Source organism: Caldimonas taiwanensis NBRC 104434, from assembly GCF_001592165.1.
GTDB lineage: Bacteria > Pseudomonadota > Gammaproteobacteria > Burkholderiales > Burkholderiaceae_C > Caldimonas > Caldimonas manganoxidans.
The window spans coordinates 28,769-50,826 of record NZ_BCWK01000013.1; the positions used below are offsets into that span (position 1 = coordinate 28,769).

Consider the following 22,058-nt stretch of genomic DNA (forward strand, 5'->3'; position numbering starts at 1 on the left):
TGCCCCCCATGCCGGGCAGAACGACAATCCAACCCAGAGACGCACACATGGAGGTCTTCAAGATGATGCAACGCTGCTTCGCCTGGGGCGCGGCTTGGGTTCTCAGCGGCATTCTCGCCTTGCCCGGCTGGGCTCAAACGGTACGCCTGTCGACCACCCTCGGCGACATCGTGATCCAACTCGATGCAGCCCAAGCCCCCAAAACCGTCGAAAACTTCCTGGGGTATGTGCGGGCCGGCCACTATGACGGCACGATCTTCCATCGTGTCATCGACGGCTTCATGATCCAAGGCGGTGGCTTCACACCCGACATGGTCCAAAAGCCGACACGGGCGCCGATTCCGCTGGAGTCGCGCAATGGCTTGAGCAACCTGCGCGGCACCATTGCGATGGCCCGAACGATGGACCCGAATTCCGCCACCGCGCAGTTTTTCATCAACGTCAAGGACAATCCCTTCCTCGACGCGGCCAACGCGCCGGACCGCCAAGGCTATGCGGTGTTCGGCCGCGTGGTCGCGGGCATGGACGTGGTCGACAAGATCAAGGCCGTGCGTACCACCAACAAAGGTCCTCACCAAAATGTCCCGGTCGAACCGGTGATCATCCGTCACGCCACTGTGGAGAAATGAATCATGGCCGTTGAACTGCACACCAATTTCGGGGTGATCCGCATCGAGCTCGATGCGGAGAAAGCTCCTTTGTCGACCGCGAATTTCTTGAGCTACGTGCGCAAAGGCCACTACGACGGCACCGTGTTCCATCGCGTCATCGATGGCTTCATGATCCAAGGCGGCGGCTATGCCCCCGGCATGAAGCAAAAGGCCACCGATGCGCCCATTCGCAACGAAGCAAACAATGGCCTGAAAAATGACAGGTACACCCTGGCCATGGCGCGCACCTCGGACCCCCACTCGGCCACGGCTCAGTTCTTCATCAACGTGGCCGACAATGACTTCCTCAACTTCAAGTCCGAAACGCCTCAGGGCTGGGGTTATGCCGTGTTCGGCAAGGTCGTCGCCGGCACCGACGTGGTCGACAAGATCAAGGGCGTGCGCACCGGTCGACGGGGCTTTCACGACGACGTGCCCATCGATGACGTGGTGATCGAGAAAGCCGTCGAAGTCTGACCCCCTTGACCGCCCCCACCCTACGCTCAGCACCGTTGCCGCAGCCCGTGCCGGAGCTGCACGCCCCGTCGCACTGGACCGCGATCGACCTCCTGTCCGACTTGCACCTGCAAGCCGGGCTGCCGGCCACGATGGCGGCCTGGGCACACCATCTCCACACGGCGCCGGTCCAAGCGGTGATCCTATTGGGCGACGTGTTTGAGCTGTGGGTCGGTGACGATGCCGCCGAAGCCGGCAGTTTCGAAGCGCACTGCGCCGCCTTGTTGCAAGAGGTGTCGCGCACCAAAGCGCTGTACTTCATGCCCGGCAATCGTGACTTCCTGGTCGGCCCGGACTTCCTGGCTCGCAGCGGCGTGCAAGCCCTGTCCGACCCCACCGTGTTGGTGGCTTTCGGCCGGCGCTGGCTGCTCAGTCATGGCGATGCCCTGTGTCTGGACGACGGCGACTATCAGGCTTTCCGCCGCCAAGTGCGCGATCCGGCATGGCAGCAAGCGTTTCTGGCGCAACCCTTGGCTCAGCGCCGCGCCGTGGCCACCCGTATGCGTGCCACCAGTGAACGTCGCAAACGCGAACAAGGCTTCGACGGCTATGGCGACCTAGACCCCGCGGCCACGCTGCAGTGGTTGCGTGCATGCCAGGCCCACGCCCTCATTCACGGTCACACTCACCGCCCGGGCGATCACCCCCTTCCGGACGGGCGACTGCGTCACGTGTTGTCCGATTGGGATTTCGATGACCCCCACCATGCCCCACGAGGCGAAGTGCTGCGCCTGCAAGCCGAGGGCCTGCGGCGCGTGACCGTCTCGGTCCCACGCTGACGGTCATGGCTGCATGGTGGTGGCAACGGTGGCGATCACGTGTGGAAGCGCGTGCGCTGGCGCGCCGCGCCATTCCCGAGCCCTTGTGGGCCCATACCCTGGCACGCTATCCCTTTCTGGCCGAACGTTCCGCCGAAGACCTCGCCGCCCTGCGCCGGATGGCCACGCTGTTTCTCGATCGTAAAGAGTTCTCGGGTGCCAACGGGCTGGTCGTCACCGACGAGATGGCCGTTGCGATCGCCGCGCAGGCCTGCCTGCCGGTGCTGCACCTGGGCTTGCAGGTCTATGACGATTTCGTCGGTATCGTGGTGCACCCAGCCGAGGTGGTGGCTCACCGCGTGGTGACCGATGAGGACGGGGTGGTCCATCATTACGACGAAGTGCTGGCCGGCGAGGCCATGGAAGGCGGACCGGTGATGCTGTCCTGGGCCGATGTGTCCGAGGCTGGCGAGCTGGCTCAGTGGGGCTACAACGTCGTGATCCACGAATTCGTCCACAAGCTCGACATGGCCGATGGTCAAGCCGATGGCATGCCGCCCCTGCCCGATCGGGCAGCCCGTCGGCAGTGGCGCTCGGTGATCGAGCCAGCGTATGAAGCGTTCTGCCGCGACGTCGATCAGGGACTGGACACCTTTCTCGACCCCTACGGCAGCGAATCCCTCGAGGAATTTTTCCCAGTGGCTGCCGAAGCATTTTTCGTGGCAGCCAGGGACTTCCGGCGCCACCATCCCGAGCTCTACGGTTTGTTCAGCGGCTACTTCCGCCAGGATCCGGCAGCACAAGCGGTGGGCTAAAGACAGAACGGGCCCCGCTGGGACCCGTCTTTGGAAGCCCCCCAGCGGGTGGGGCATCAAGCCGTGGCCGGTTCGGCCTTGGGCTTGTCGCTCCTGCGATGGGGCTGAATGTCCAACACCACCTCGCCTTTGTCGTCCAGATCGACCACCAGGCGCCCGCCATCGACCAAACGGCCAAAGAGCAACTCGTCCGCCAGAGCCCGCCGGATGGTGTCCTGAATCAGGCGCTGCATCGGCCGCGCGCCCATCAAGGGGTCGAAGCCCTTCTTCGCCAGGTGCTTGCGCAGCGCATCGGTGAACGTGGCCTCGACCTTCTTCTCGGCCAGCTGGCTTTCCAGTTGCAGCAGGAACTTGTCGACCACCCGCAAGATGATCTCTTCGGTCAACGGCCGGAAGCTGACGATGGCGTCCAGGCGATTGCGAAACTCGGGCGTGAACAGCCGCTTGATTTCGGCCATCTCATCGCCGGCTTCACGGGTCGTGGTGAAACCGATGGTCGCCTTGCTCATGGTCTCGGCGCCCGCATTGGTCGTCATGATGATGATGACATTACGGAAGTCGGCCTTGCGACCATTGTTGTCGGTCAAGGTGCCATGGTCCATGACCTGCAGCAGCACGTTGAAGACATCCGGGTGCGCTTTCTCGATTTCGTCGAGCAGCAGCACCGCGTGTGGCTTTTTCGTGATCGCTTCGGTGAGCAAACCACCTTGGTCGAAGCCGACATAGCCCGGAGGTGCGCCGATCAAGCGGCTGACCGCATGACGCTCCATGTACTCGGACATGTCGAAGCGGATCAGCTCGATGCCCAGAATGTAGGCCAACTGCTTGGCCACTTCGGTCTTGCCCACGCCGGTGGGCCCCGAGAACAGGAACGAGCCGATGGGTTTGTCGGGTTTGCCCAAGCCCGATCGCGCCATCTTGATCGCCGCGGCCAAGGCGTCGATGGCGGCATCCTGCCCGAAGACCACGCTCTTGAGGTCGCGATCGAGATTTTTCAGCTTGGAGCGGTCGTCGCTGCTGACACTGGCCGGGGGAATTCGTGCGATCTTGGCCACGATTTCCTCGACCTCGGCTCGGGTGATGGTTTTCTTCTGCTTGCTCTTGGGCAGGATGCGCTGCGCCGCACCGGCCTCGTCGATCACATCGATGGCCTTGTCCGGCAGGTGGCGGTCATTGATGTACTTGGCCGAAAGCTCGGCCGCGGCTTGCAAGGCGCCAAGCGCATACTTGACGCTGTGATGCTCCTCGAAGCGGGATTTCAAGCCCTTGAGGATCTCCACGGTCTGCTCCACCGAGGGTTCGACCACATCGATCTTCTGGAAGCGCCGCGACAAGGCCGCATCCTTCTCGAAAATGCCACGGTATTCGTTGAAGGTCGTGGCCCCGATGCACTTGATTGCACCGGAACTGAGCGCCGGCTTGAGCAGGTTGCTGGCATCCAGCGTGCCGCCGGAGGCCGCGCCAGCACCGATCAAGGTGTGGATTTCATCGATGAAAAGGATCGCATTGGGCTGGTCTTTGAGCGCCTTGAGCACCCCCTTGAGGCGCTGTTCGAAGTCGCCGCGGTACTTCGTGCCCGCCAGCAACGCCCCCATGTCCAAGGCGTAGACGGTGGAATCGGCCAGGACCTCGGGCACCTCGCCTTCGGTGATGCGCCAGGCCAACCCTTCGGCAATGGCCGTCTTGCCCACCCCGGCTTCGCCCACCAGCAAGGGGTTGTTCTTGCGGCGGCGGCACAGCACTTGAATGACCCGCTCGACCTCGTGCTCACGGCCAATGAGCGGGTCGATCTTGCCATCTCGGGCGAGCTGGTTGAGATTCTGAGTGAACTGCTCCAGCGGCGAACCCTTGCCTTCGGCCTCGTCCCGTTCGGCCTCGCCGTTGGCCGCCGGCCCCTCGCTGGGCTTGGCCGGCTCGGGCGGATCGGACTTTTTGATCCCGTGGGCAATGTAGTTCACCACGTCCAGGCGCGTGACCCCCTGCTGATGCAGGTAATAGACGGCATGGGAGTCTTTTTCCCCAAAGATCGCTACCAACACATTGGCACCGGTGACTTCCTTCTTGCCGCTACCGGTGGACTGCACATGCATGATCGCGCGCTGGATCACGCGCTGAAACCCCAAGGTGGGCTGGGTGTCGACTTCGTCGGTGCCGCCCACCGTCGGGGTGTTTTCCTTGATGAAGTTCGTCAGGTTCTTGCGCAAATCCTCGATGTTGGCCGCGCAGGCCCGCAGCACCTCGGCCGCCGACGGATTGTCCAGCAGGGCCAGCAACAGATGCTCCACCGTGATGAACTCGTGGCGCTGCTGGCGCGCCTCGACGAACGCCATGTGCAGGCTGACTTCAAGTTCCTGGGCAATCATGCGGCCTCCATAATGCACTGCAAAGGATGCCCCGCGCGGCGCGCGGCGGCAAGCACCATTTCCACTTTCGTCGCGGCCACATCCTTGGTGTAGACCCCACACACGCCCCGACCTTCGTGGTGAATCTTCAGCATGATATGCGTGGCCGTTTCCAGGTCGCGGTGAAAAAATTCCTGTAAAACCATCACGACGAACTCCATCGGTGTGAAGTCGTCGTTGAGCATGACCACTTGGTACATGCGAGGCGGCTCGACCCGGGAGGCCTGGCGCTCGGCAACGACTGAGCCCTGGCCGTCGTCCGGCCGCGGCCGACCGGGCGGCTGAGATGAAGGCGGATTCGTCGCGTTTCGGGACATGATTTCATTCTATCGAGTCCCGGCCTCCGTGGTGTCGCCTCGCCCATCCCCCCGCGCTCATCGAGGCATCCTGCTCACACATCCTGCTCACATTTGGAGACAAACCCGAGCGCGTCCAGCCTTGACAAGGCTCGAACGCCAAACTGAAAATTTTCTGACAAAAGTAGCAATCCGAGGGGGAGCCTCATGGGCGTCGGCACGGTCAAATGGTTCAATGATGCCAAGGGTTTCGGGTTCATCGAGCCCGAAGGTGGCGGTGGCGACGTGTTCGCCCATTTCACCGCCATCCAGATGGAAGGGTTCCGCACCCTCAAGCAAGGCGCCCGGGTGGCTTTCGATCTCGTCCAGGGCCCCAAGGGCCTGTTGGCGCAGAACATCCAGCCGCTGGATCCGCCGCCCAAGCGCGGCGCGCTCCAGGCGCTGCAAGCCAACTTCCCAGCCTCGGAATCCCGTCCGCACACGTCCCGGCATCAGGGCAGCGCCTCCCGGGCCGGGGACTGAGCCGCCCTCCCCCCCGGCGCCCGCCTACCAGCTCGCAGGGCGCGTGGTGCGCGATTGCCTCTCTTCGCCTCGCCCCATTAGAGACAAGGCCCCCACCCCCTGGATCGGGTGGAGGCCCTGGGGCGCCCAGCCGGGTCTCACGTGCGCACGGGGCGCACGGCTCACATATTTACTTACATGTGGTCGATCATGACCTGGCCGAAGCCGGAGCAGCTCACCTGGGTGGCCCCGTCGAGCAAGCGGGCAAAGTCGTAGGTGACTTTCTTGCTCAGGATGGCTTTTTCCATCGAGCTGATGATCAGATCAGCGGCCTCGGTCCAGCCCATGTGGCGCAACATCATCTCGGCCGAGAGGATCTCCGAACCCGGGTTGACATAGTCCTTGCCCGCGTACTTGGGCGCCGTGCCGTGGGTGGCTTCGAACATGGCCACCGAATCGGACAGGTTGGCGCCGGGCGCGATGCCGATGCCGCCCACCTGGGCTGCCAAAGCGTCGGAGATATAGTCGCCGTTCAAATTGAGCGTGGCAATCACGGAATATTCGGCCGGGCGCAGCAAAATCTGCTGCAAGAAGGCGTCGGCTATCGCATCTTTGATCACGATGTCCTTGCCCGTCTTGGGATTTTTGAACTTGCACCACGGGCCACCGTCGATGGGTTCGGCGCCGAATTCCTTCTGAGCCAGGGCATATCCCCAGTCACGGAAAGCCCCTTCGGTGAACTTCATGATGTTGCCCTTGTGAACCAGGGTCACCGAGGGTTTGTCGTTGTCGATGGCGTACTGGATGGCTTTACGCACCAGGCGCTCGGTGCCTTCGCGCGAGACGGGTTTGATGCCGATGCCCGAGGTCTCGGGGAAGCGGATCTTCTTGACCCCCATCTCCTTCTGCAGGAAGGCGATGACCTTCTTGGCCTGCTCGGACTCGGCAGCCCATTCGATGCCGGCGTAGATGTCCTCCGAGTTCTCGCGGAAGATCACCATGTCGGTCTTCTCGGGCTCTTTCAGCGGCGAGGGCACCCCTTTGAAGTAGCGCACCGGACGCAGGCAGACGTACAGGTCGAGCTCCTGCCGCAGGGCCACGTTCAGCGAGCGGATGCCACCGCCGACCGGAGTGGTCAAGGGGCCTTTGATGGAGACGACGTACTCTTTGAGCACTTGCAGCGTTTCGTCGGGGAGCCAGACATCGGGCCCGTACACTTTCGTCGACTTCTCACCGGCATAGATTTCCATCCAGTGGATCTTGCGCTGGCCCGCATAGGCTTTGGCCACCGCCGCATCGACCACTTTGATCATCACGGGCGTGATGTCGAAGCCGGTGCCATCGCCCTCGATGTAAGGGATGATCGGGTTGTCGGGCACGTTGAGCGAGAAGTCTTTGTTGACGGTGATCTTCTGCCCGCCCTCGGGCACCTTGATGTGCTGGTACATGTCGCAAGCTCCGCGCAAAACCGAGTGAAAACTCAGGGTGAGAGATTGTTTTAGACGAACGATTCTAAGGCAGTGCAGGCCGTGCCCACGGCCGCTTGCGGGGGGCCGGCGCATCGTCCAGGCGCCAATCGCACAGCCTCATCGACACACCGGTGCGCCAAAGTTCATCCACAGGCCGTGCCCCAGGGCCCAGGCGGAGCTGGCGGCCAGGATCGCCCCGGCGGCACGGACCACCCAGGTGCCCCGCCACCCGGCGTCCGCCCCGCGCAGGCGCTGCCATGTCAACGCCAGGGCCTGCAAGCCCACGGCCGACGCCAGCGCGAAGACCAGCATCACCGCAGCCCCTTCGGCCATCGAGTTGCCCAGGGCCGCCACCATCAAGGCCGAATACAACAGCCCACAGGGCAGCAGCACCCACATCAGCCCGGCCACCAGGGCGCTGGCTGCGCCCTGCAGCGGCCAGCGCCGCAGGGGGCCTTGGCGCAGACGCTGCCAGATGTGGTGGGCCAGCGCGTCGAGCCAGTGCGGCTGGCGCCCCCGCCACAGCAGGCTCAGCCCCAGGGCGATGACGGCCACATGGAACATGGCCCAGAAGGGTTTGAGCACGCTCAGCTGCGCCGCCGCCCATTGCAGGGACTGCAGGGCGCCGGCAGCCACTGCACCGGCCATTCCATAGCCGAGCAAGCGCCCGGCCTGGAACGCCCACCCACGGGTTCCCGAGCGACCGAGGGCCAGTGTGGCAGCGCCGCACATGGCGGTGCAATGCAGGCTCCCGGCCAGGCCCATCAATCCCGCACTGAGCAGCAAGGCCGCGTTCATCGTCCGTTCATCGTCAAATGATGCGGGAGAATCGCTCGCGGCTGCGCTCGGCCTGCAGGTATTTGTCAAAGACCATCGCGATGCCCCGCACGACGTACCAGCCCGACGGCGTCACATACAGGCCATCGGGCTCGATGCGCAGCAGCCCGTGCGCGGCCAGGGGTTCGAGCTGCGCCATTTCGGCCGCGAAGTAGTGGCGGAAGTCGATCAGGTACGACAGTTCGATGGACTCGAACGCGACCTGCCCTTGACACATGAGGGCCATGATGACGGCGCGGCGGACCAGGTCATCGCGCGTGAGTGCCAAGCCTCGGGCCACAGGGAATTGCCCTTGGCGCAAGGCGTCGTAATACTCGGGCAGGGTTTTGACGTTCTGGCTGTAGTGACTGCCCACCCGGCCGATCGCTGACACACCCAAGGCAATGAGGTCGGCATCGGGTTGGGTGCTGTAGCCCTGGAAGTTGCGGTGCAGTCGGCCTTGGCGCTTGGCCACGGCCAGCGCATCGTTGGGCAAGGCAAAGTGGTCCATGCCGATGTAGTCGTAGCCGGCCCGAGCGAAGCTGGCAATGGCCGCCGACAACATGGCCAGCTTGTCGGCAGGTCCGGGCAGCTCGCTGGCATCGATGCGCCGCTGAGGCTTGAATCGCGCTGGCAGGTGCGCATAGCCGTACAAGGCGATGCGGTCCGGCCGCAACTGGCCCATGAGCTCCAGCGTGCGGGCAAATGAGGTCGCCGTCTGTCGTGGCAACCCATAGATCAAATCGGCATTGACCGATTCGATGCCCAGCTCGCGCGCCTGCTCGATCAAACGAGCCACGCTGTCGAAGGACTGCACGCGATGCACCGCCTTTTGCACGTCGGGATCGAAATCCTGCACGCCCAAACTGATGCGATTGAAACCCAGCGACACCAGATGGGACAAGCGCTGCGGCGAGACGGTGCGAGGATCGACTTCGATGCTGTATTCCCCGCCGGGCACCAACCGGAAAGAGGTTCGCAAGACCTGCATCAGCCTTGCGAGTTCCTCGTCGGCAAGAAAGGTCGGCGTGCCGCCCCCGAGGTGCAGCTGGCTGACCGGCTGGTCGCGCCCCAGGACATCGACGTACAACGCGATTTCACGTTCCAGGGCCTCGAGGTATTGGCCCGCCCGCTCGTGATGGCGGGTGATGATCTTGTTGCACGCGCAGTAGTAGCACACCGACTCGCAAAACGGGATGTGCACATACAAGGACAAGGCCGCAGCGCGTCCCCCGACGGCCCCCACCCCACCGGCGCGCTGAGCCAGGGCCTGCGCGAGTTGCGCCGGCCCAAAGGCTTCGACGAATCGGTCTGCCGTCGGATAAGAGGTGTAGCGGGGCCCCGGAACGTCGAAGCGCTGTAAGAGTTCGGGGGCGATCGGCAGGGCGGGATCGTGCGTCATGGGGGCACTGTGCCAGAGCGATCGGCCGACGACTTGATCTTGCTCAAGACCCTGTGCAGAACGCTCCTGAACAATCGGCACATTGCCTGAGGAGCCTCCACCATGCCGTTCGACACGCCCTCCGACGCCAGCCTGGCCCCCCTGTGGGCCCCCTTGGCCGCCTCGACCCAGCCTCCGGCACGGCCGGCCCGCGCAAGCCTCACCCCTCCGATCGTCTCCCAGGACGCGCAAAGGTCCATAATGGACCTCAAGGAGAAGCCGACGCGCATGCTCAAACTCGATTCCCTCAAAGTGGCTTGCTCGAGCTGCAATCTGCGCGAACTGTGCCTGCCCGTGGGCCTGTCTCGCTCCAATCTCGAGAAGCTGGATCAGATGGTGGCCTCGCGTCGCAGCGTCAAACGCGGCGAGGCCTTGTTCCATGCGGGCGACCCGTTCCAGTCGTTGTACGCCGTGCGCACGGGGTTTTTCAAGACCCGGGTGTCTTCGGAGGACGGACGCGACCAGGTTACGGGCTTCCAGATGGCTGGGGAGTTGTTGGGGCTGGATGCCATCAGTCAGGACCGCCATACCTGCGATGCGGTGGCGCTGGAAGACTCTCAGGTCTGTGTGATTCCCTACCATCGACTCGAAGAGCTGTCGCGCGAATTCACCGAGTTGCAGAGTTCGTTTCACAAGATCATGAGCCGCGAGATCGTGCGCGACCATGGTGTGATGCTGCTGCTGGGTAGCATGCGTGCCGAGGAACGCCTTGCCGCCTTTTTATTGAACCTCACGCAGCGCCTGCAGGCGCGCGGTTTTTCGCCCTCGGCGCTGATCCTGCGCATGACTCGCGAGGAAATCGGCAGCTACCTCGGCTTGAAACTGGAGACCGTCAGCCGCACGTTCTCGAAATTCCAGGAAGACGGCTTGCTCGAAGTCAAGCAGCGACAGATCCGTATCTTGAACGAGGACGGCTTGCGCCGCCTGGTCAACAACAGCACCTGCTGAACCGCTGGCGCCTAACTCAGGCATCATCTCGCTGCGGCGGGTGCGCCAGCAGGTGCATCGTCACGCCGGCCAGGATGAAAGCACCCCAGAAGAAAAAGAAGGCCAACGAATAGACCGCCGTGACCGACAGCTCGATCGGAGCCCCTCCGATCCAATGCAGCTCCTGGGGGTCGACCATCGCGAAGACGACCGTCTCGACGACGCCGGCCATCAAAAAGGCCGGCCAGAGGATACTCATCCAAGGCAGTTTCATCGCAGGTGAGCCTCGACGGACCAAGACGAAGGTGGCGCCGCGTGCCGTCTCATTCACCCCGGCCGGTCAGGGCCGAGGCTGGCGTGGCACTGTGGTTGCGAGCCTGTTGCGCAGGCAGCCAACTCCGCTCGGAGGCCGCGCCTGCGCCGGAACGGGTCGCCGTGGCGGAAACGGCGCTACGCTGCAGCACGGGATCGGGATGCCGGATCGCCAGCGTGATGGTCACGACACAGGCGGCAATCACCGCCGCGGGGGCGCCCAACACCAGCCACATCATGGGCTCACGCCACCATGGCGCGCCGGCTCGTTGGGCAAGAGACAGATTGGCAGGTCGGCTCATGGCAGGGGTCTCCCAAGGGTTGCCGCTCAACGCGGCACCAAGAAGGTGGATCGTTCGAGCACGCGATGCTCGGTCTGGCCGCCCTGGGGCAAGCGGTCGATACGAAACTCGATAGGATGGGTATGCCCTCGCAAGGGCTCGGCGTGCTGCGGCGGCAACTGGACGCGCACCACCACCCAACGCGAAGCGGCAGGTTCGACCTCGACTTGAGACTCGGAGGCCAGGCGCAAACCCTCCAGCCCCGAGACGCCGATGCGGTATCGCTCAGGCTGCTCCAGCGCATTCATGATTTGCAAACGATAGACGTTTTCGACGTAGCCATCCTCGACGATGCGCGCCAGCGCCCCGCGGTCGCGGATGACGTCCACTTTGAAGGGGCTGCGCAGCACCAGGCTGCCGACAAAAGCCGCACCGATGAACGCAAGGATGGCGGTGTAGACGAGCACCCGTGGGCGCAGCACCCGCTTGAACATCTGTGCTCGCGTCCAGCCATGGCTCATGCCGTTCTGTGTGGAATAGCGGATCAGCCCACGCGGATAGTTCATCTTGTCCATCACGCCGTTGCACACATCGATGCATGCGGCGCAGCCGATGCACTCGTATTGCAAGCCGTTGCGGATGTCGATGCCGGTAGGACAGACCTGCACGCACAAGCTGCAGTCGATGCAGTGGCCCAGTCCGAGTTGCTTCGGATTGGCTTTGCGGGGGCGGGAGCCGCGGGGTTCGCCGCGCGTCGCATCGTAGGTGATGATCATGGTGTCCCGGTCGAACATCGCACTCTGGAAGCGCGCATAGGGACACATGTACTTGCACACCTGCTCGCGCAGGTAGCCGGCATTGCCATAGGTGGCCAAGCCGTAGAACAAAATCCAAAACCACTCCCAGGGCCCCAGGCCCAGTGTCAGCGCTTCCGCGCCGAGTGTCTTGATGGGTGTGAAGTAGCCGACGAAGGTGAATCCGGTCCACAGACCGATGGCCACCCATGCGACTTGCTTGGCCGTCTTGCGCCACAGCTTTTGGAAGGTCCATGGGCCTTGATCGAGTCGCATGCGTGCGCTGCGGTCGCCCTCGATCTTGCGCTCGACCCACATGTAGATCTCGGTGTAGACCGTCTGCGGGCAGGCATAACCACACCACAGTCGCCCCCCCACCGCTGTGAACAGAAACAATGCGTAGGCGCAAATGACGAGCAACGCCGTCAGGTAGATGAAGTCCTGCGGGTAGAGCACCAAGCCGAAGATGTAGAAACGCCGCGCCGCCAGGTCGAAGAGCACGGCCTGGCGCCCGTTCCACTGAAGCCAAGGCAGCCCATAGAAGACGAGTTGGGTGAGCCACACCAGCGCCCAGCGCCACGCCGCAAACCAGCCATGGACGGCGCGGGGGTAGATCTTCTGCTGCTTCTGATACAGAGACACCGTCTGGCCCGCCGCATCACCGTTGTCTGCGGCGGCGGGCCGCAGGGCAATGATCTTGGATTCGGTACGGCTCACCGGATGGCTCCATTGACGCGCACGCTCAGCGTGCCTGCCCCGCATCCGGGTGCGACAGACCCCAAACGTAGGCGGCCAAGACGTGGATTTGCGACTCGGTGAGTTTGCCGGCATGCGGCGGCATGACGTTGGTCTTGCCGTTGTTGATGATATGCATGATGGCCTGCTCTCCCCAACCATGCAGCCAAATGCGGTCGGTCAGGTTGGGAGCGCCCATCGTGGGGTTGCCCTTACCGTCCTGGCCATGGCAAGCCGCGCAGGCACCGAACTTGGAGCGGCCCAGTTGGGCGGCGATCGGATCGTGCGGGCTGCCCGACAGGCTCATCACGTAATGCGCCACGTTGCGCACGTTTTCACCCCCGCCGATGGCCTGGCCCATCGGCGGCATCACTCCAGTGCGTCCTTGTGCAATGGTGGTTTTGATGTCCTCGTGTGTGCCGCCCCACAGCCAGTCTCCATCGGTGAGGTTGGGAAATCCGCGACCGCCTTGCGCGTCGGAGCCATGGCATTGAGCACACCAGTTCAAGAACAGACGCTCGCCGATACCCATGGCCCGCGCATCAGCCACCAACTGCTCGGCCGTCTTGCCTTTGAACTGTTCGTACAAAGGTTCGAGCTGAGCCTGTGCCTTGGCCATTTCCTTCTCGTATTGGCTTGCCTGAGACCATCCCCAGCGGCCTTGATAGCTGCCCAGCCCAGGGTAGAACACCAGGTAGATGGCGGAAAACACAACGGTGATGACGAACAGCCCCATCCACCAGCGCGGCAGCGGGTTGTTCAATTCCTTGAGATCTTGGTCCCAGACATGACCGGTGGTGTTGTCGTTGGCCATGATCTTGCGCTTGGACGCCACGATGAGCAGCAACAAGCATGCGATCAAGCTCAGGATGGTGGTGACGGCGATGAAGATCGACCAGCCGTCATGGAAGAAGTCGCTCATGGTGTGCTCGGGCTATTCAGATTGGAAGGGCAGGCGGGCCGCTTCGTCGAAGCGCTCTCGGTTACGGCGGGCATAGGCCCAGCCGCAGATGCCGATGAAGATCAGCAACGACACCACCGTCACGATGATGCGCAGGTCGTTCACATCGATGTCCATCGTCTGTCCCTCACTTCATGGCAGTGCCAAGCACCTGCAAGTAGGCGATCACGGCATCCATCTCGGTCTTGCCTTTGAGCTCGTCGGGGGACTTGGCAATCTCCTCGTCGCTATACGGCACGCCGAGGCGACGCAGCGCACGCATGCGGGCCACGGCGTCTTGAGGATCGAGCACGGTCTTGGCCAGCCAAGGGTACGCGGGCATGTTGGATTCGGGCACCAGATCGCGCGGGTTGATCAGGTGGATGCGGTGCCATTCGTCGCTATAGCGGCCACCGACGCGGTGCAGATCCGGTCCGGTGCGCTTGCTGCCCCATTGGAAGGGGTGGTCATAGACGAACTCACCGGCGGTGGAATACGGTCCGTAGCGCAGCGTCTCGGCACGGAAGGGCCGCACCATTTGCGAATGACAGCCATAGCAGCCTTCGCGGATGTAGATGTCGCGCCCCACCAATTGCAGCGGGGTGTAGGGTTTCAGCCCCTCGACGGCTTGGGTCGTGGATCGTTGGAAGAACAGCGGCACGATCTCGACCAGGCCACCGATCGACACCACCAAGATGATCAGCAGGATCATCAAGAAGTTGTTGGTCTCGATCTTCTCGTGGGTGAACAAGCCAGGCTTGTTGTAGGAATCAGCCATGATGAGTCCTCGTAATCTGGGATCCCAGCCTCAAGCCGTCGCAGGCTTCATGGCCGGGATGGCCACTTCAGTCGCGCGGCCGCTGCGCACGGTCATGGCCACGTTCCAGGCCATCACGCCCATGCCGGCGAGGTAGAGGATGCCGCCCAGCAGTCGGATGACGTAAAAGGGATAGGTGGCCTTGACGCTTTCGACGAAGCTGTAGGTGAGTGTTCCGTCGGGGTTGATGGCGCGCCACATCAGGCCTTGCATGACGCCGGCGATCCACATCGCGGCGATGTAGAGCACGATGCCGATGGTGGCAATCCAGAAGTGCAGCTCGATGGCGCGCACGCTGTGCATCTGCTTGCGCCCGTACAGGCGCGGCACGAGGTAGTACAGCGAACCCATGGTGATCAGTCCAACCCAGCCCAATGCGCCGGAGTGCACATGCCCGACCGTCCAGTCGGTGTAATGGCTCAGGGCGTTGACGGTCTTGATCGACATCATCGGTCCCTCGAAGGTGCTCATGCCGTAGAACGACAGGGACACGATCAGGAACTTCAGGATGGGATCGTCGCGCAGCTTGTACCAAGCCCCCGAGAGGGTCATGATGCCGTTGATCATGCCGCCCCAGCTGGGCGCCAGCAGGATCAGCGAGAACAGCATGCCCACGCTTTGCGCCCAGTCCGGCAGCGCGGTGTAATGCAGATGGTGGGGGCCTGCCCACATGTAGGTGAAGATCAAGGCCCAAAAGTGCACGATGGACAAGCGATAGCTGTACACCGGGCGCTCGGCCTGCTTGGGAATGAAGTAGTACATCATTCCCAGGAAGCCCGCGGTCAAAAAGAAGCCCACGGCATTGTGGCCATACCACCATTGCACCATGGCGTCTTGCACGCCGGCGTAGGCCGAGTAGCTCTTCATGAAGCTGACCGGCATGGCCGCACTGTTGACCAAGTGCAGCAAAGCCACGGCCAGGATGAAGCCCCCGAAGAACCAATTGGCCACGTAGATGTGGCGCACTTTGCGGATGCCGATGGTGCCAAAGAACACCACCGCGTAGGCCACCCATACCACGGTGATGAGGATGTCGATCGGCCATTCGAGCTCGGCATATTCCTTGCCGCTGGTGTAGCCCATGGGCAATGAGATGGCCGCCGCCACGATGACGGCCTGCCATCCCCAAAAGGTGAAGGCCGCCAATTTGTCGGAGATCAGCCTCACCTGGCAGGTACGCTGCACCACGTAGTAGCTGGTGGCAAACAACGCACTACCGCCGAAGGCGAAGATCACGGCATTGGTGTGCAGCGGACGCAGGCGGCCATAACTGAGCCAGGGGATGCCGAAATTCAACTGTGGCCAGGCCAGCTGGGCGGCGATCCACACGCCCACCAGCATCCCCACCACGCCCCAGACGATGGCGGCGATCGCAAACTGCCGAACCACGGTGTCGTTGTAGTTCACCGCCGAAGCGGCGGAGAACGTCGATGACGAAGACATGTCGCCTCTCTCCTGGAAGTCAGTCAGGTCATTGTTCCGGATGCCTGCGCACCGAACCTTGATCGTCGTCAACGGAGTTCTCGTCGGACAGCGCGTCGTCCCAAAGGATGCGCTCGCCCTCGCGTTCCACGTTGTCGAACTGGCCACTGTGCAAGGCCCAGGCAAACAAGCCCAGGATCAACAGCACCAGCACGACCGACAGCGGCACGAGCAAAAACAGGATGTCCATGGCTGGCCTTCACGCGCCGGGGGAGGCGGTCAGCGGTGCGCTGCCCAAGGCCGCCGCCGGATTGCCGGCCGGCAGGTCGCCACGGCTCAAGCGCCAGGCATTGGCCACCACGAGCACGGAGCTGGCGGCCATGCCCAGGCCGGCCAGCCAGGGCGGCATCCACCCCAGGGCGGCCAAGGGGATGCCCAGGGCGTTGTAGGCGGCTGCCCAGCTCAGGTTTTGACGGATGATGCGAACCGTGCGTCGCGCCATCGTCCAAGCGGCCACGACATCGGACAGGCGGCTGCTCATGAGCGTGATGTCGGCCTGGGCTCGCGCCAACGCGGCCCCCTGCCCCATGGCCAAGGAGGCATCGGCCTGAGCCAGCACCGGGCCGTCGTTGAGGCCATCGCCCACCATGGCCAGCTTGCATCCTTGGGCTTGGACCTGATGCACGTAGGCCAGTTTGTCCTCGGGCGAAGCGCCGCCTCGCCAGTGATCCATGCCCAGACGGCGGGCCAAGGCCTCGACCGCTTCGGGGCGGTCGCCCGACAGCAACACGGTTTGCACGCCTTGTGCACGCAATGCAGCGATCGTGTCATGGGCCTGGGGCCGTAGGCGCTCGCTGAATTCGAAGCGAGCCAGCACGGCGCCATCGACGCTCAACCACGCTTCCGGCCCCAAGGACGCCGGGGGGTGAGCGCCGGCGCGTGCATCGCCAGCGTCCGTCGCATGGCTGAATGAGCCCAAGCGCCAACACCGCCCCTGCGCGTCGCGCCCCTCCAGCCCGCAACCGGCCCATTCGTGCACCTCGTGCACGAGGGCAAGGCCACCCTTGGGCGCCGCGGCTTCGACCACCGCCCGCGAGACCGGATGCAGTGAGGCCTGGGCCAGAGCCGCCGCATGGGCCAGAAGCTGATCCCGCGACCACCGCGCATCGAGAACCTCGCATTGCTTCAGCTCGAGACGGTCTTCCGTGAGCGTGCCGGTCTTGTCGAACACGAACACCCGGGCCTCGGCCAAGGCCTCCAGCGCCTGGAGGCGCTGCAACAGCACTCCGCGGCGAGCCAAGGCACCGGCAGCGCTCAGCAGAGCCGATGGCGTGGCCAGAGACAAAGCACACGGGCAGGTGACGATGAGCACGGCCACAGCCACCCAGAGGCTGCGGCTGGGATCGATGAACGCCCAGACGAGCGCACACAGGGCCGCCGCCAGCAGCACGGCCCACAGAAACGGTGCAGCCATGCGGTCGACGGCCTGCACGAAGGCTGGACGCTCGGTGGCTGCACGCTGCATCAACTCGACGATGCGCGCATAGCGGGTGTCACGCCCCACCCGCTCGACGCGCACCCACACGGGGGCCGAAAGGTTGAAGCTGCCGGCCACCACCGCTTGCCCTGGCCCGCGCCATTGCGGGGTGGACTCCCCGGTGAGCAACGCCTCGTCCACCCAGGCACTGCCGGCCTCGATGCGCCCGTCGGCCGGAAACGCCTGGCCGGCGCGCACCCGCACCCGGTCTGAGGCTTGCAGGCGCGAGACCGGCAGTGTCTCGATGTGGCCCTCGGCCGATTCGCGCTCCACGGTCTCGGGCAGTCGCTGCATCAAGGACTCCAGCGCGGCCGCCGTGGCGCTGTGGGCGCGCAGCACCAGGTAACGCCCCGCCAGCAGGAAGAAGACGAACATGGTGAGCGAGTCGAAGTAGACCTCCTGGCCGAAGGGGCCGCCAGGGTCGAAGGTCGCGCCGGTGCTGGCGATGAAGGTCACGACGATGCCCAGCGCCACCGGCACGTCCATGCCGATGCGACGCGCACGCAGATCGCGCCATGCGCCCTGCAGAAATGGCCCGGCGGCAAACAACAGGACCGGGATGCTCAGCAGCCAGCTCGCCCATTGCAGCAAGCGCCAGATGTCGGCACTCATGTCCTGGCTGCCACTGGGGGCCACCCCGTAGGTGGGCACCGCATACATCATCACCTGCATCATGCAAAAGCCAGCGACGAACAGCCGCCACAGCGCCTGGCGCTGTTGGCGTCGCCGGTCGGCTTCGGCCTGTGCCGACAAGGCCGGATAGGCACGGTAGCCGGCCTTCGCCACGGCATGGGCGATGTCCGAGGCTCGCACTTGCGCCGGATCCCACAGGACACCGGCCCGGCGCGAGATGGGATGGACATCGGCTTGCAGCACGCCGGGCAGACGCAACAGAGCTTCTTCGATGTGCACCGAGCAGGCCGCACAGTACATGCCCTCGACGATGAGCACGGAGCGCCGGCGCGCTGCGCCACCGGTCGGATCGGGCACCTCCTGGGTGAAGCGCGCCTGCTCCAGCGGGTCGTCCCAAGCCACGGCCTCGGCGTCGGACGGGGCGCAGGCGGCAAGCTCGGCTCGGGCGGGGGGGTGGGCGCTGGGCATCGCGGCAAAATCCATACCCGACGGGTCGACATCGGCCGCGGGCGCACGGAGAATCTAGCCTCCAGCCTTCCAGAGCACCATGATCCAGATCAAGTCATCAGCCTTGCCCAGCCGCCTCACCACGTTGCGCCGCGGCATGACCATGGGTCTCGTCGGTCTGACTTGGGCCCTGAGCGCCTGGGCCCAAGAAGCCGCCCAGAAGCTGCCCAGCGTGCCCTTACGCGCGGGATTTCATGCCATCTCCGCCGAAGTGGCCCGCACACCGCAGCAGCGCGCCATCGGCTTGATGCATCGCAAGGAACTGGCTCCTCATGAGGGCATGCTCTTCGTCTTCGAGACGGCCGCGGTGCAGTGTTTCTGGATGAAGAACACGCTGATTCCGCTGTCGATCGCCTTCCTGGCCGATGACGGACGCATCGTCAACATCGCCGACATGCAGCCGCAAACGCTCGATTCGCACTGTTCGGCCGAGCCGGTGCGGCTGGCGCTGGAAATGAACCAAGGTTGGTTCGCCCGGCGCGGCATCACGCCGGGGATGCGCATTCAAGGTGGGCCCATCGGGCCGGCGCGCTGACCCTCACGTCTCGGGGGAGCGGGGGCTGACCGAGGGCAGCCACACCCGAAAGCTCGTGCCGTCGAACTCGGGACGGCTGCGCAGCTCGATGCGTCCGCCCATGGCCAGCACCACGTCTCTGACGATCGTCAAGCCCAATCCGCTGCCTTGCGAGCCCCGCGTGTCGGATCGCTCGGCCCGCCAGAATGGCTCGAAGACGTGCTCGCGCTGATCCGCCGCAATGCCGGGGCCGTCGTCACTCACTTCGATGAGCAGCCCGTCCGGCTCGGCCTGCACGCTCAGACGCACATGAGCGCCGCCGTGGCGCAGCGCGTTGTCCAGCAAGTTGGCCACCACCTCGCCCAGCCACAAGGGATGGACCCGGGCATGACAGGGCTGTGCAGGCAACTGCAGGTCGAACTCGCGCCCTTGACGGCTAGCCTGCAGCGCCAAGGGTTCGGCCGCCTCGCGCACCGCGGCGATGACATCCACCGGCTCGAGGGTCGCCAGTTCATGACGCAAAGCGGATTCCGATCGCGCGAGATTGAGCAGTTGGGAGACCAAGCGCCCCATGCGCTCGCTGCTGGCCACCAGCTCACGCAACAGACCGGGTGCCGAGCCGCCGCCGTGCTGCCATTCGTGCTGCAGTTCCTGAGCGAGCACGCGCACCCCAGCCACCGGGGTGCGTAGCTGGTGGGCGGCGTCGGCCACGAAGCGCCGTTGCTGCTGAACGGCGCGCTCGACATTGGCCAGCAGCACATTGATGCGCTCGATCAGCGGCACGGCCTCGGCTGGCACGCCCTGCAAGGGCAGCGGTCGCAAGTCGCGTGGATCGCGCGCCTCCACGGCCGCCGCCACCCGTCGCAAAGGGGCCACCCCGCGACGAATGCCCCAGTGCAGCAAGCCGAAGGTCAACAAGCCCAGCGCCACCGTCGGCAGCAGCACGGCGACTTGAATCTCTCGCTCCAGCTGCTGTCGCCGCCGGCGCGTCTCGACCACGACGATGGACACCACCCGATCGAGCATGGGCGAACGAATGGAGTACACCGCCCCTCGCACGGGCTCACCCAGATAACTGGCATCGAACAGCTGAGGCTGCGTGAAGCTGGCGTCGATGTTCTCTGGCATGGGCAGGTCGCCCGAACCTGCCAGGATGTGGCCCATTTCATCGATCACCATGTAGGCATTGCGGTCGGCACTGTCGCGCGCCAACAGCTGCTGGGCCTGTACGCTCAGCTCGAGCAAGGGACCGCGGTCGGTCCAGTAGACCTGGGTGGCAATGGCCCCGGCCTCGTCCTGGAGCGTCTGGTCGTAGGCCGTGTCACCGGCGAATTGCGCGAGTTTGTAGGCCCCCCACGCGGCCACCAACGCCACCACCAGCCACATCCACATCAGCGGCCCAAGCAACTGGGCACGCAGACTGCGACCGGCTTGCACCGCAGCCGCCGGTGCGCGATCGCCAAGCTCTTGCGCTGCGCGGCCCACGGTGTCAGGCCGGCGGCGGGGCGTCGGGGGCGGCCGCTTCGGTCTCCATCAGATAGCCAAAGCCGCGCACGGTACGGATCACCACGCCCAAATCGGCGAAGCGCTTGCGCAGTCGGTGGATATAGACCTCGACCGAATTCTCGCTGAAGTCGGTCTCCCAGCTGGACAGGGTGGAGACGATATGCTCTTTGGGCACCACCCGGCCGGCCCGCGCCATCAACAGCTCGGTGAGCGCTTGTTCGCGGGGGCTGAGGTGCACCCGCTGGCCGCGGTAGCGCAGCTCGCGGTGGCGCACGTCCAGCTCGAGATCGCCCAGCACGAGACGGTCGTCGATGCGTCCCTCGGCACGGCGCTGCAACGCGCGCAAACGCGCCACCAGTTCAGGCACGTCGAACGGCTTGACCAAGTAGTCGTCGGCTCCGCCATCGAGCCCCTGTAGACGATCGGACAGCTCGTCACGAGCGCTGAGGATGAGCACGGGCAGATGCGCACCCCGGCTGCGCCAGGTGCGCAGCACGTCCATGCCGTCGCGACGGGGCAGCCCCAGGTCCAGCACCGCCAAATCGTATTGGTCGATCAACCCTTCGGCGCAGGCGGCCGCGCCATCGCCCAAGGTGTCCACATGCCAGCCTTCGCGCTGCAGCGCGCGGGCCACTCCCAGCGACAGCGCCGGGTCGTCTTCGACCAACAGGATTCTCATCGTCGTGCAAAGGGCGAGAAACGGGGGGACCAAGCCCCATATTGTGCTGCGTCAAGCGAAAGAGCCGGCACCAGGGCCGGCTCTTTTCATGCCAGAGGCAACGACTTCAGGCGAAGTTGGCTTCGGCGAAGTCCCAGTTGACCAACGAGTTCAGGAAGGTTTCGACGAACTTCGGGCGCAGATTGCGGTAGTCGATGTAGTAGGCATGCTCCCACACATCGATCGTCAGCAAAGCCTTGTCGGCCGTGGTCAACGGCGTGCCGGCATTGCTGGTGTTGACGATGTCGACGCTGCCGTCGGGCTTCTTGACCAGCCAGGTCCACCCCGAGCCGAAGTTGCCCACGGCCGCCTTGCTGAAGGCTTCCTTGAAGGCGTCATAGCTGCCCCACTTGGCACGAATCGCCTCGGCCAGCTTGCCTTTGGGTTCACCGCCACCACCGGGCTTCATGCTGTGCCAGAAAAAGGTGTGGTTCCAGATCTGAGCCGCGTTGTTGAACACGCCGCCGCTGGATTTTTTGATGATGTCCTCCAGCGACATCGACTCGAACTCGGTGCCTTTGATGAGGTTGTTCAGGTTCACCACGTAGGCGTTGTGATGCTTGCCGTGGTGGAACTCCAGCGTTTCCTTGCTGATGTGGGGCGCCAGGGCATCGATCGCATACGGCAGCGCAGGCAAGGTATGTTCCATCGTGTCGTCCTTTCGGTTCGTGGGAGATGTGATCAACGGGACTGATTCGAGGAATTGTAGGCACTCGAGCCGCGGTTCGCCGAACAAGGGGCTGACACCCGC

General features: G+C 64.1%; 24 protein-coding genes. 7 read left to right on the plus strand and 17 right to left on the minus strand.

The features are described from left to right. Window positions 1-62 precede the first annotated feature (62 nt). Genes CTA01S_RS11685 through CTA01S_RS11700 form a run of 4 tightly spaced genes read left to right on the plus strand, consistent with a single transcriptional unit; the run spans window position 63 to window position 2,739 of the window. Entirely contained in the window at window positions 63-629 is a 567-nt protein-coding gene (locus CTA01S_RS11685; RefSeq protein ID WP_062195832.1) for a peptidylprolyl isomerase, read from the plus strand. 3 nt (window positions 630-632) lie between these two features. Further along, the gene (locus CTA01S_RS11690) at window positions 633-1,127 is read left to right on the plus strand and encodes a peptidylprolyl isomerase (RefSeq protein WP_062195759.1); all 495 of its coding nucleotides are present in this window, start codon (window positions 633-635) and stop codon (window positions 1,125-1,127) included. Window positions 1,128-1,132: 5 nt separating this feature from the next. Continuing rightward, entirely contained in the window at window positions 1,133-1,945 is an 813-nt protein-coding gene (locus CTA01S_RS11695) for a UDP-2,3-diacylglucosamine diphosphatase (RefSeq protein WP_371326096.1), read from the plus strand. A 5-nt stretch (window positions 1,946-1,950) separates the two neighbouring features. Continuing rightward, window positions 1,951-2,739: a M90 family metallopeptidase gene (locus tag CTA01S_RS11700; RefSeq protein WP_062195764.1), complete on the plus strand. Its 789-nt coding sequence runs from the start codon at window positions 1,951-1,953 to the stop codon at window positions 2,737-2,739. 56 nt (window positions 2,740-2,795) lie between these two features. Here the strand turns inward: CTA01S_RS11700 and clpA are convergent, their stop codons facing one another. Next, window positions 2,796-5,102, minus strand: a complete 2,307-nt coding sequence (gene clpA / locus CTA01S_RS11705) for an ATP-dependent Clp protease ATP-binding subunit ClpA (protein WP_019559392.1) — start codon at window positions 5,100-5,102, stop codon at window positions 2,796-2,798. After that, window positions 5,099-5,458: an ATP-dependent Clp protease adapter ClpS gene (gene clpS, locus CTA01S_RS11710; protein WP_026329929.1), complete on the minus strand. Its 360-nt coding sequence runs from the start codon at window positions 5,456-5,458 to the stop codon at window positions 5,099-5,101. The genes clpA and clpS overlap by 4 nt, the downstream gene beginning before the upstream one ends. A gap of 186 nt (window positions 5,459-5,644) precedes the next feature. Here clpS and CTA01S_RS16975 point away from each other — a divergent pair, with 186 nt between their 5' ends. Beyond that, on the plus strand, window positions 5,645-5,959 hold the full coding sequence (locus tag CTA01S_RS16975) for a cold-shock protein (protein ID WP_019559390.1): 315 nt from the start codon (window positions 5,645-5,647) through the stop codon (window positions 5,957-5,959). A 173-nt stretch (window positions 5,960-6,132) separates the two neighbouring features. Here the strand turns inward: CTA01S_RS16975 and icd are convergent, their stop codons facing one another. The 3 genes from icd to hemN all read right to left on the minus strand — a co-directional run bounded on the left by icd (window position 6,133) and on the right by hemN (window position 9,625). Next, entirely contained in the window at window positions 6,133-7,386 is a 1,254-nt protein-coding gene (icd, locus tag CTA01S_RS11720; RefSeq protein WP_019559389.1) for an NADP-dependent isocitrate dehydrogenase, read from the minus strand. 138 nt (window positions 7,387-7,524) lie between these two features. After that, window positions 7,525-8,205, minus strand: a complete 681-nt coding sequence (locus CTA01S_RS11725; RefSeq protein WP_062195766.1) for a sulfite exporter TauE/SafE family protein — start codon at window positions 8,203-8,205, stop codon at window positions 7,525-7,527. A gap of 13 nt (window positions 8,206-8,218) precedes the next feature. After that, window positions 8,219-9,625 carry an oxygen-independent coproporphyrinogen III oxidase gene (gene hemN / locus CTA01S_RS11730; RefSeq protein WP_062195769.1) on the minus strand — a complete coding sequence of 469 codons (1,407 nt, stop codon included), beginning with the start codon at window positions 9,623-9,625 and terminating at the stop codon, window positions 8,219-8,221. A gap of 267 nt (window positions 9,626-9,892) precedes the next feature. Between hemN and fnr the strand changes: the two genes are divergently transcribed. Continuing rightward, a complete protein-coding gene (gene fnr / locus CTA01S_RS11740; protein WP_019559385.1) occupies window positions 9,893-10,612 on the plus strand; it encodes a fumarate/nitrate reduction transcriptional regulator Fnr in 720 nt (239 codons plus the stop codon). A gap of 16 nt (window positions 10,613-10,628) precedes the next feature. On the opposite strand, the gene CTA01S_RS11745 is transcribed toward fnr, so the two are convergent. From CTA01S_RS11745 to CTA01S_RS11785, 9 genes are read right to left on the minus strand one after another with little or no spacing between them, the layout of a single operon-like run. Further along, window positions 10,629-10,865 carry a hypothetical protein gene (locus CTA01S_RS11745; protein ID WP_033370843.1) on the minus strand — a complete coding sequence of 79 codons (237 nt, stop codon included), beginning with the start codon at window positions 10,863-10,865 and terminating at the stop codon, window positions 10,629-10,631. Between the two features lie 49 nt (window positions 10,866-10,914). Further along, a complete protein-coding gene (locus tag CTA01S_RS11750; protein WP_232301057.1) occupies window positions 10,915-11,205 on the minus strand; it encodes a hypothetical protein in 291 nt (96 codons plus the stop codon). Between the two features lie 26 nt (window positions 11,206-11,231). Beyond that, on the minus strand, window positions 11,232-12,740 hold the full coding sequence (ccoG, locus tag CTA01S_RS11755) for a cytochrome c oxidase accessory protein CcoG (RefSeq protein ID WP_083932360.1): 1,509 nt from the start codon (window positions 12,738-12,740) through the stop codon (window positions 11,232-11,234). Next, entirely contained in the window at window positions 12,721-13,635 is a 915-nt protein-coding gene (ccoP, locus tag CTA01S_RS11760; protein ID WP_062195776.1) for a cytochrome-c oxidase, cbb3-type subunit III, read from the minus strand. Before ccoP ends, ccoG begins: the two co-directional genes overlap by 20 nt. A 12-nt stretch (window positions 13,636-13,647) precedes the next feature. Further along, window positions 13,648-13,785, minus strand: a complete 138-nt coding sequence (locus CTA01S_RS11765; RefSeq protein ID WP_026329926.1) for a CcoQ/FixQ family Cbb3-type cytochrome c oxidase assembly chaperone — start codon at window positions 13,783-13,785, stop codon at window positions 13,648-13,650. 16 nt (window positions 13,786-13,801) lie between these two features. Beyond that, window positions 13,802-14,431: a cytochrome-c oxidase, cbb3-type subunit II gene (gene ccoO / locus CTA01S_RS11770; RefSeq protein WP_019559379.1), complete on the minus strand. Its 630-nt coding sequence runs from the start codon at window positions 14,429-14,431 to the stop codon at window positions 13,802-13,804. Window positions 14,432-14,461: 30 nt separating this feature from the next. Continuing rightward, window positions 14,462-15,913 carry a cytochrome-c oxidase, cbb3-type subunit I gene (gene ccoN / locus CTA01S_RS11775; RefSeq protein ID WP_019559378.1) on the minus strand — a complete coding sequence of 484 codons (1,452 nt, stop codon included), beginning with the start codon at window positions 15,911-15,913 and terminating at the stop codon, window positions 14,462-14,464. A gap of 28 nt (window positions 15,914-15,941) precedes the next feature. Beyond that, window positions 15,942-16,142: a cbb3-type cytochrome oxidase assembly protein CcoS gene (ccoS, locus tag CTA01S_RS11780; protein WP_062195779.1), complete on the minus strand. Its 201-nt coding sequence runs from the start codon at window positions 16,140-16,142 to the stop codon at window positions 15,942-15,944. Between the two features lie 9 nt (window positions 16,143-16,151). Continuing rightward, window positions 16,152-18,530 carry a heavy metal translocating P-type ATPase gene (locus CTA01S_RS11785; RefSeq protein ID WP_084362410.1) on the minus strand — a complete coding sequence of 793 codons (2,379 nt, stop codon included), beginning with the start codon at window positions 18,528-18,530 and terminating at the stop codon, window positions 16,152-16,154. Window positions 18,531-18,609: 79 nt separating this feature from the next. On the opposite strand from CTA01S_RS11785, the gene CTA01S_RS11790 reads away from it, so the two are divergent. After that, window positions 18,610-19,104: a DUF192 domain-containing protein gene (locus CTA01S_RS11790; RefSeq protein WP_062195784.1), complete on the plus strand. Its 495-nt coding sequence runs from the start codon at window positions 18,610-18,612 to the stop codon at window positions 19,102-19,104. Between the two features lie 3 nt (window positions 19,105-19,107). On the opposite strand, the gene CTA01S_RS11795 is transcribed toward CTA01S_RS11790, so the two are convergent. The 3 genes from CTA01S_RS11795 to CTA01S_RS11805 all read right to left on the minus strand — a co-directional run bounded on the left by CTA01S_RS11795 (window position 19,108) and on the right by CTA01S_RS11805 (window position 21,956). Next, window positions 19,108-20,568: a sensor histidine kinase gene (locus CTA01S_RS11795; RefSeq protein WP_157451358.1), complete on the minus strand. Its 1,461-nt coding sequence runs from the start codon at window positions 20,566-20,568 to the stop codon at window positions 19,108-19,110. Between the two features lie 4 nt (window positions 20,569-20,572). Next, window positions 20,573-21,268, minus strand: coding sequence for a response regulator (locus CTA01S_RS11800; protein WP_026329924.1), 696 nt, complete (start codon window positions 21,266-21,268; stop codon window positions 20,573-20,575). A gap of 106 nt (window positions 21,269-21,374) precedes the next feature. Next, complete coding sequence (locus CTA01S_RS11805; protein ID WP_019559372.1) at window positions 21,375-21,956, minus strand: superoxide dismutase; 582 nt, start codon at window positions 21,954-21,956, stop codon at window positions 21,375-21,377. Window positions 21,957-22,058 lie beyond the last annotated feature (102 nt).

Coding starts and splice junctions, on each gene's coding strand:
- CTA01S_RS11685 (WP_062195832.1), top strand. CDS start 63: ATGATGCAACGCTGCTTCGCCTGGGGCGCGGCTTGGGTTCTCAGCGGC.
- CTA01S_RS11690 (WP_062195759.1), top strand. CDS start 633: ATGGCCGTTGAACTGCACACCAATTTCGGGGTGATCCGCATCGAGCTC.
- CTA01S_RS11700 (WP_062195764.1), top strand. CDS start 1,951: ATGGCTGCATGGTGGTGGCAACGGTGGCGATCACGTGTGGAAGCGCGT.
- clpA (WP_019559392.1), bottom strand. CDS start 5,102: ATGATTGCCCAGGAACTTGAAGTCAGCCTGCACATGGCGTTCGTCGAG.
- clpS (WP_026329929.1), bottom strand. CDS start 5,458: ATGTCCCGAAACGCGACGAATCCGCCTTCATCTCAGCCGCCCGGTCGG.
- CTA01S_RS16975 (WP_019559390.1), top strand. CDS start 5,645: ATGGGCGTCGGCACGGTCAAATGGTTCAATGATGCCAAGGGTTTCGGG.
- icd (WP_019559389.1), bottom strand. CDS start 7,386: ATGTACCAGCACATCAAGGTGCCCGAGGGCGGGCAGAAGATCACCGTC.
- CTA01S_RS11725 (WP_062195766.1), bottom strand. CDS start 8,205: ATGAACGCGGCCTTGCTGCTCAGTGCGGGATTGATGGGCCTGGCCGGG.
- hemN (WP_062195769.1), bottom strand. CDS start 9,625: ATGACGCACGATCCCGCCCTGCCGATCGCCCCCGAACTCTTACAGCGC.
- fnr (WP_019559385.1), top strand. CDS start 9,893: ATGCTCAAACTCGATTCCCTCAAAGTGGCTTGCTCGAGCTGCAATCTG.
- CTA01S_RS11745 (WP_033370843.1), bottom strand. CDS start 10,865: ATGAAACTGCCTTGGATGAGTATCCTCTGGCCGGCCTTTTTGATGGCC.
- CTA01S_RS11750 (WP_232301057.1), bottom strand. CDS start 11,205: ATGAGCCGACCTGCCAATCTGTCTCTTGCCCAACGAGCCGGCGCGCCA.
- ccoG (WP_083932360.1), bottom strand. CDS start 12,740: ATGCGGGGCAGGCACGCTGAGCGTGCGCGTCAATGGAGCCATCCGGTG.
- ccoP (WP_062195776.1), bottom strand. CDS start 13,635: ATGAGCGACTTCTTCCATGACGGCTGGTCGATCTTCATCGCCGTCACC.
- ccoO (WP_019559379.1), bottom strand. CDS start 14,431: ATGGCTGATTCCTACAACAAGCCTGGCTTGTTCACCCACGAGAAGATC.
- ccoN (WP_019559378.1), bottom strand. CDS start 15,913: ATGTCTTCGTCATCGACGTTCTCCGCCGCTTCGGCGGTGAACTACAAC.
- ccoS (WP_062195779.1), bottom strand. CDS start 16,142: ATGGACATCCTGTTTTTGCTCGTGCCGCTGTCGGTCGTGCTGGTGCTG.
- CTA01S_RS11785 (WP_084362410.1), bottom strand. CDS start 18,530: ATGCCCAGCGCCCACCCCCCCGCCCGAGCCGAGCTTGCCGCCTGCGCC.
- CTA01S_RS11790 (WP_062195784.1), top strand. CDS start 18,610: ATGATCCAGATCAAGTCATCAGCCTTGCCCAGCCGCCTCACCACGTTG.
- CTA01S_RS11800 (WP_026329924.1), bottom strand. CDS start 21,268: ATGAGAATCCTGTTGGTCGAAGACGACCCGGCGCTGTCGCTGGGAGTG.
- CTA01S_RS11805 (WP_019559372.1), bottom strand. CDS start 21,956: ATGGAACATACCTTGCCTGCGCTGCCGTATGCGATCGATGCCCTGGCG.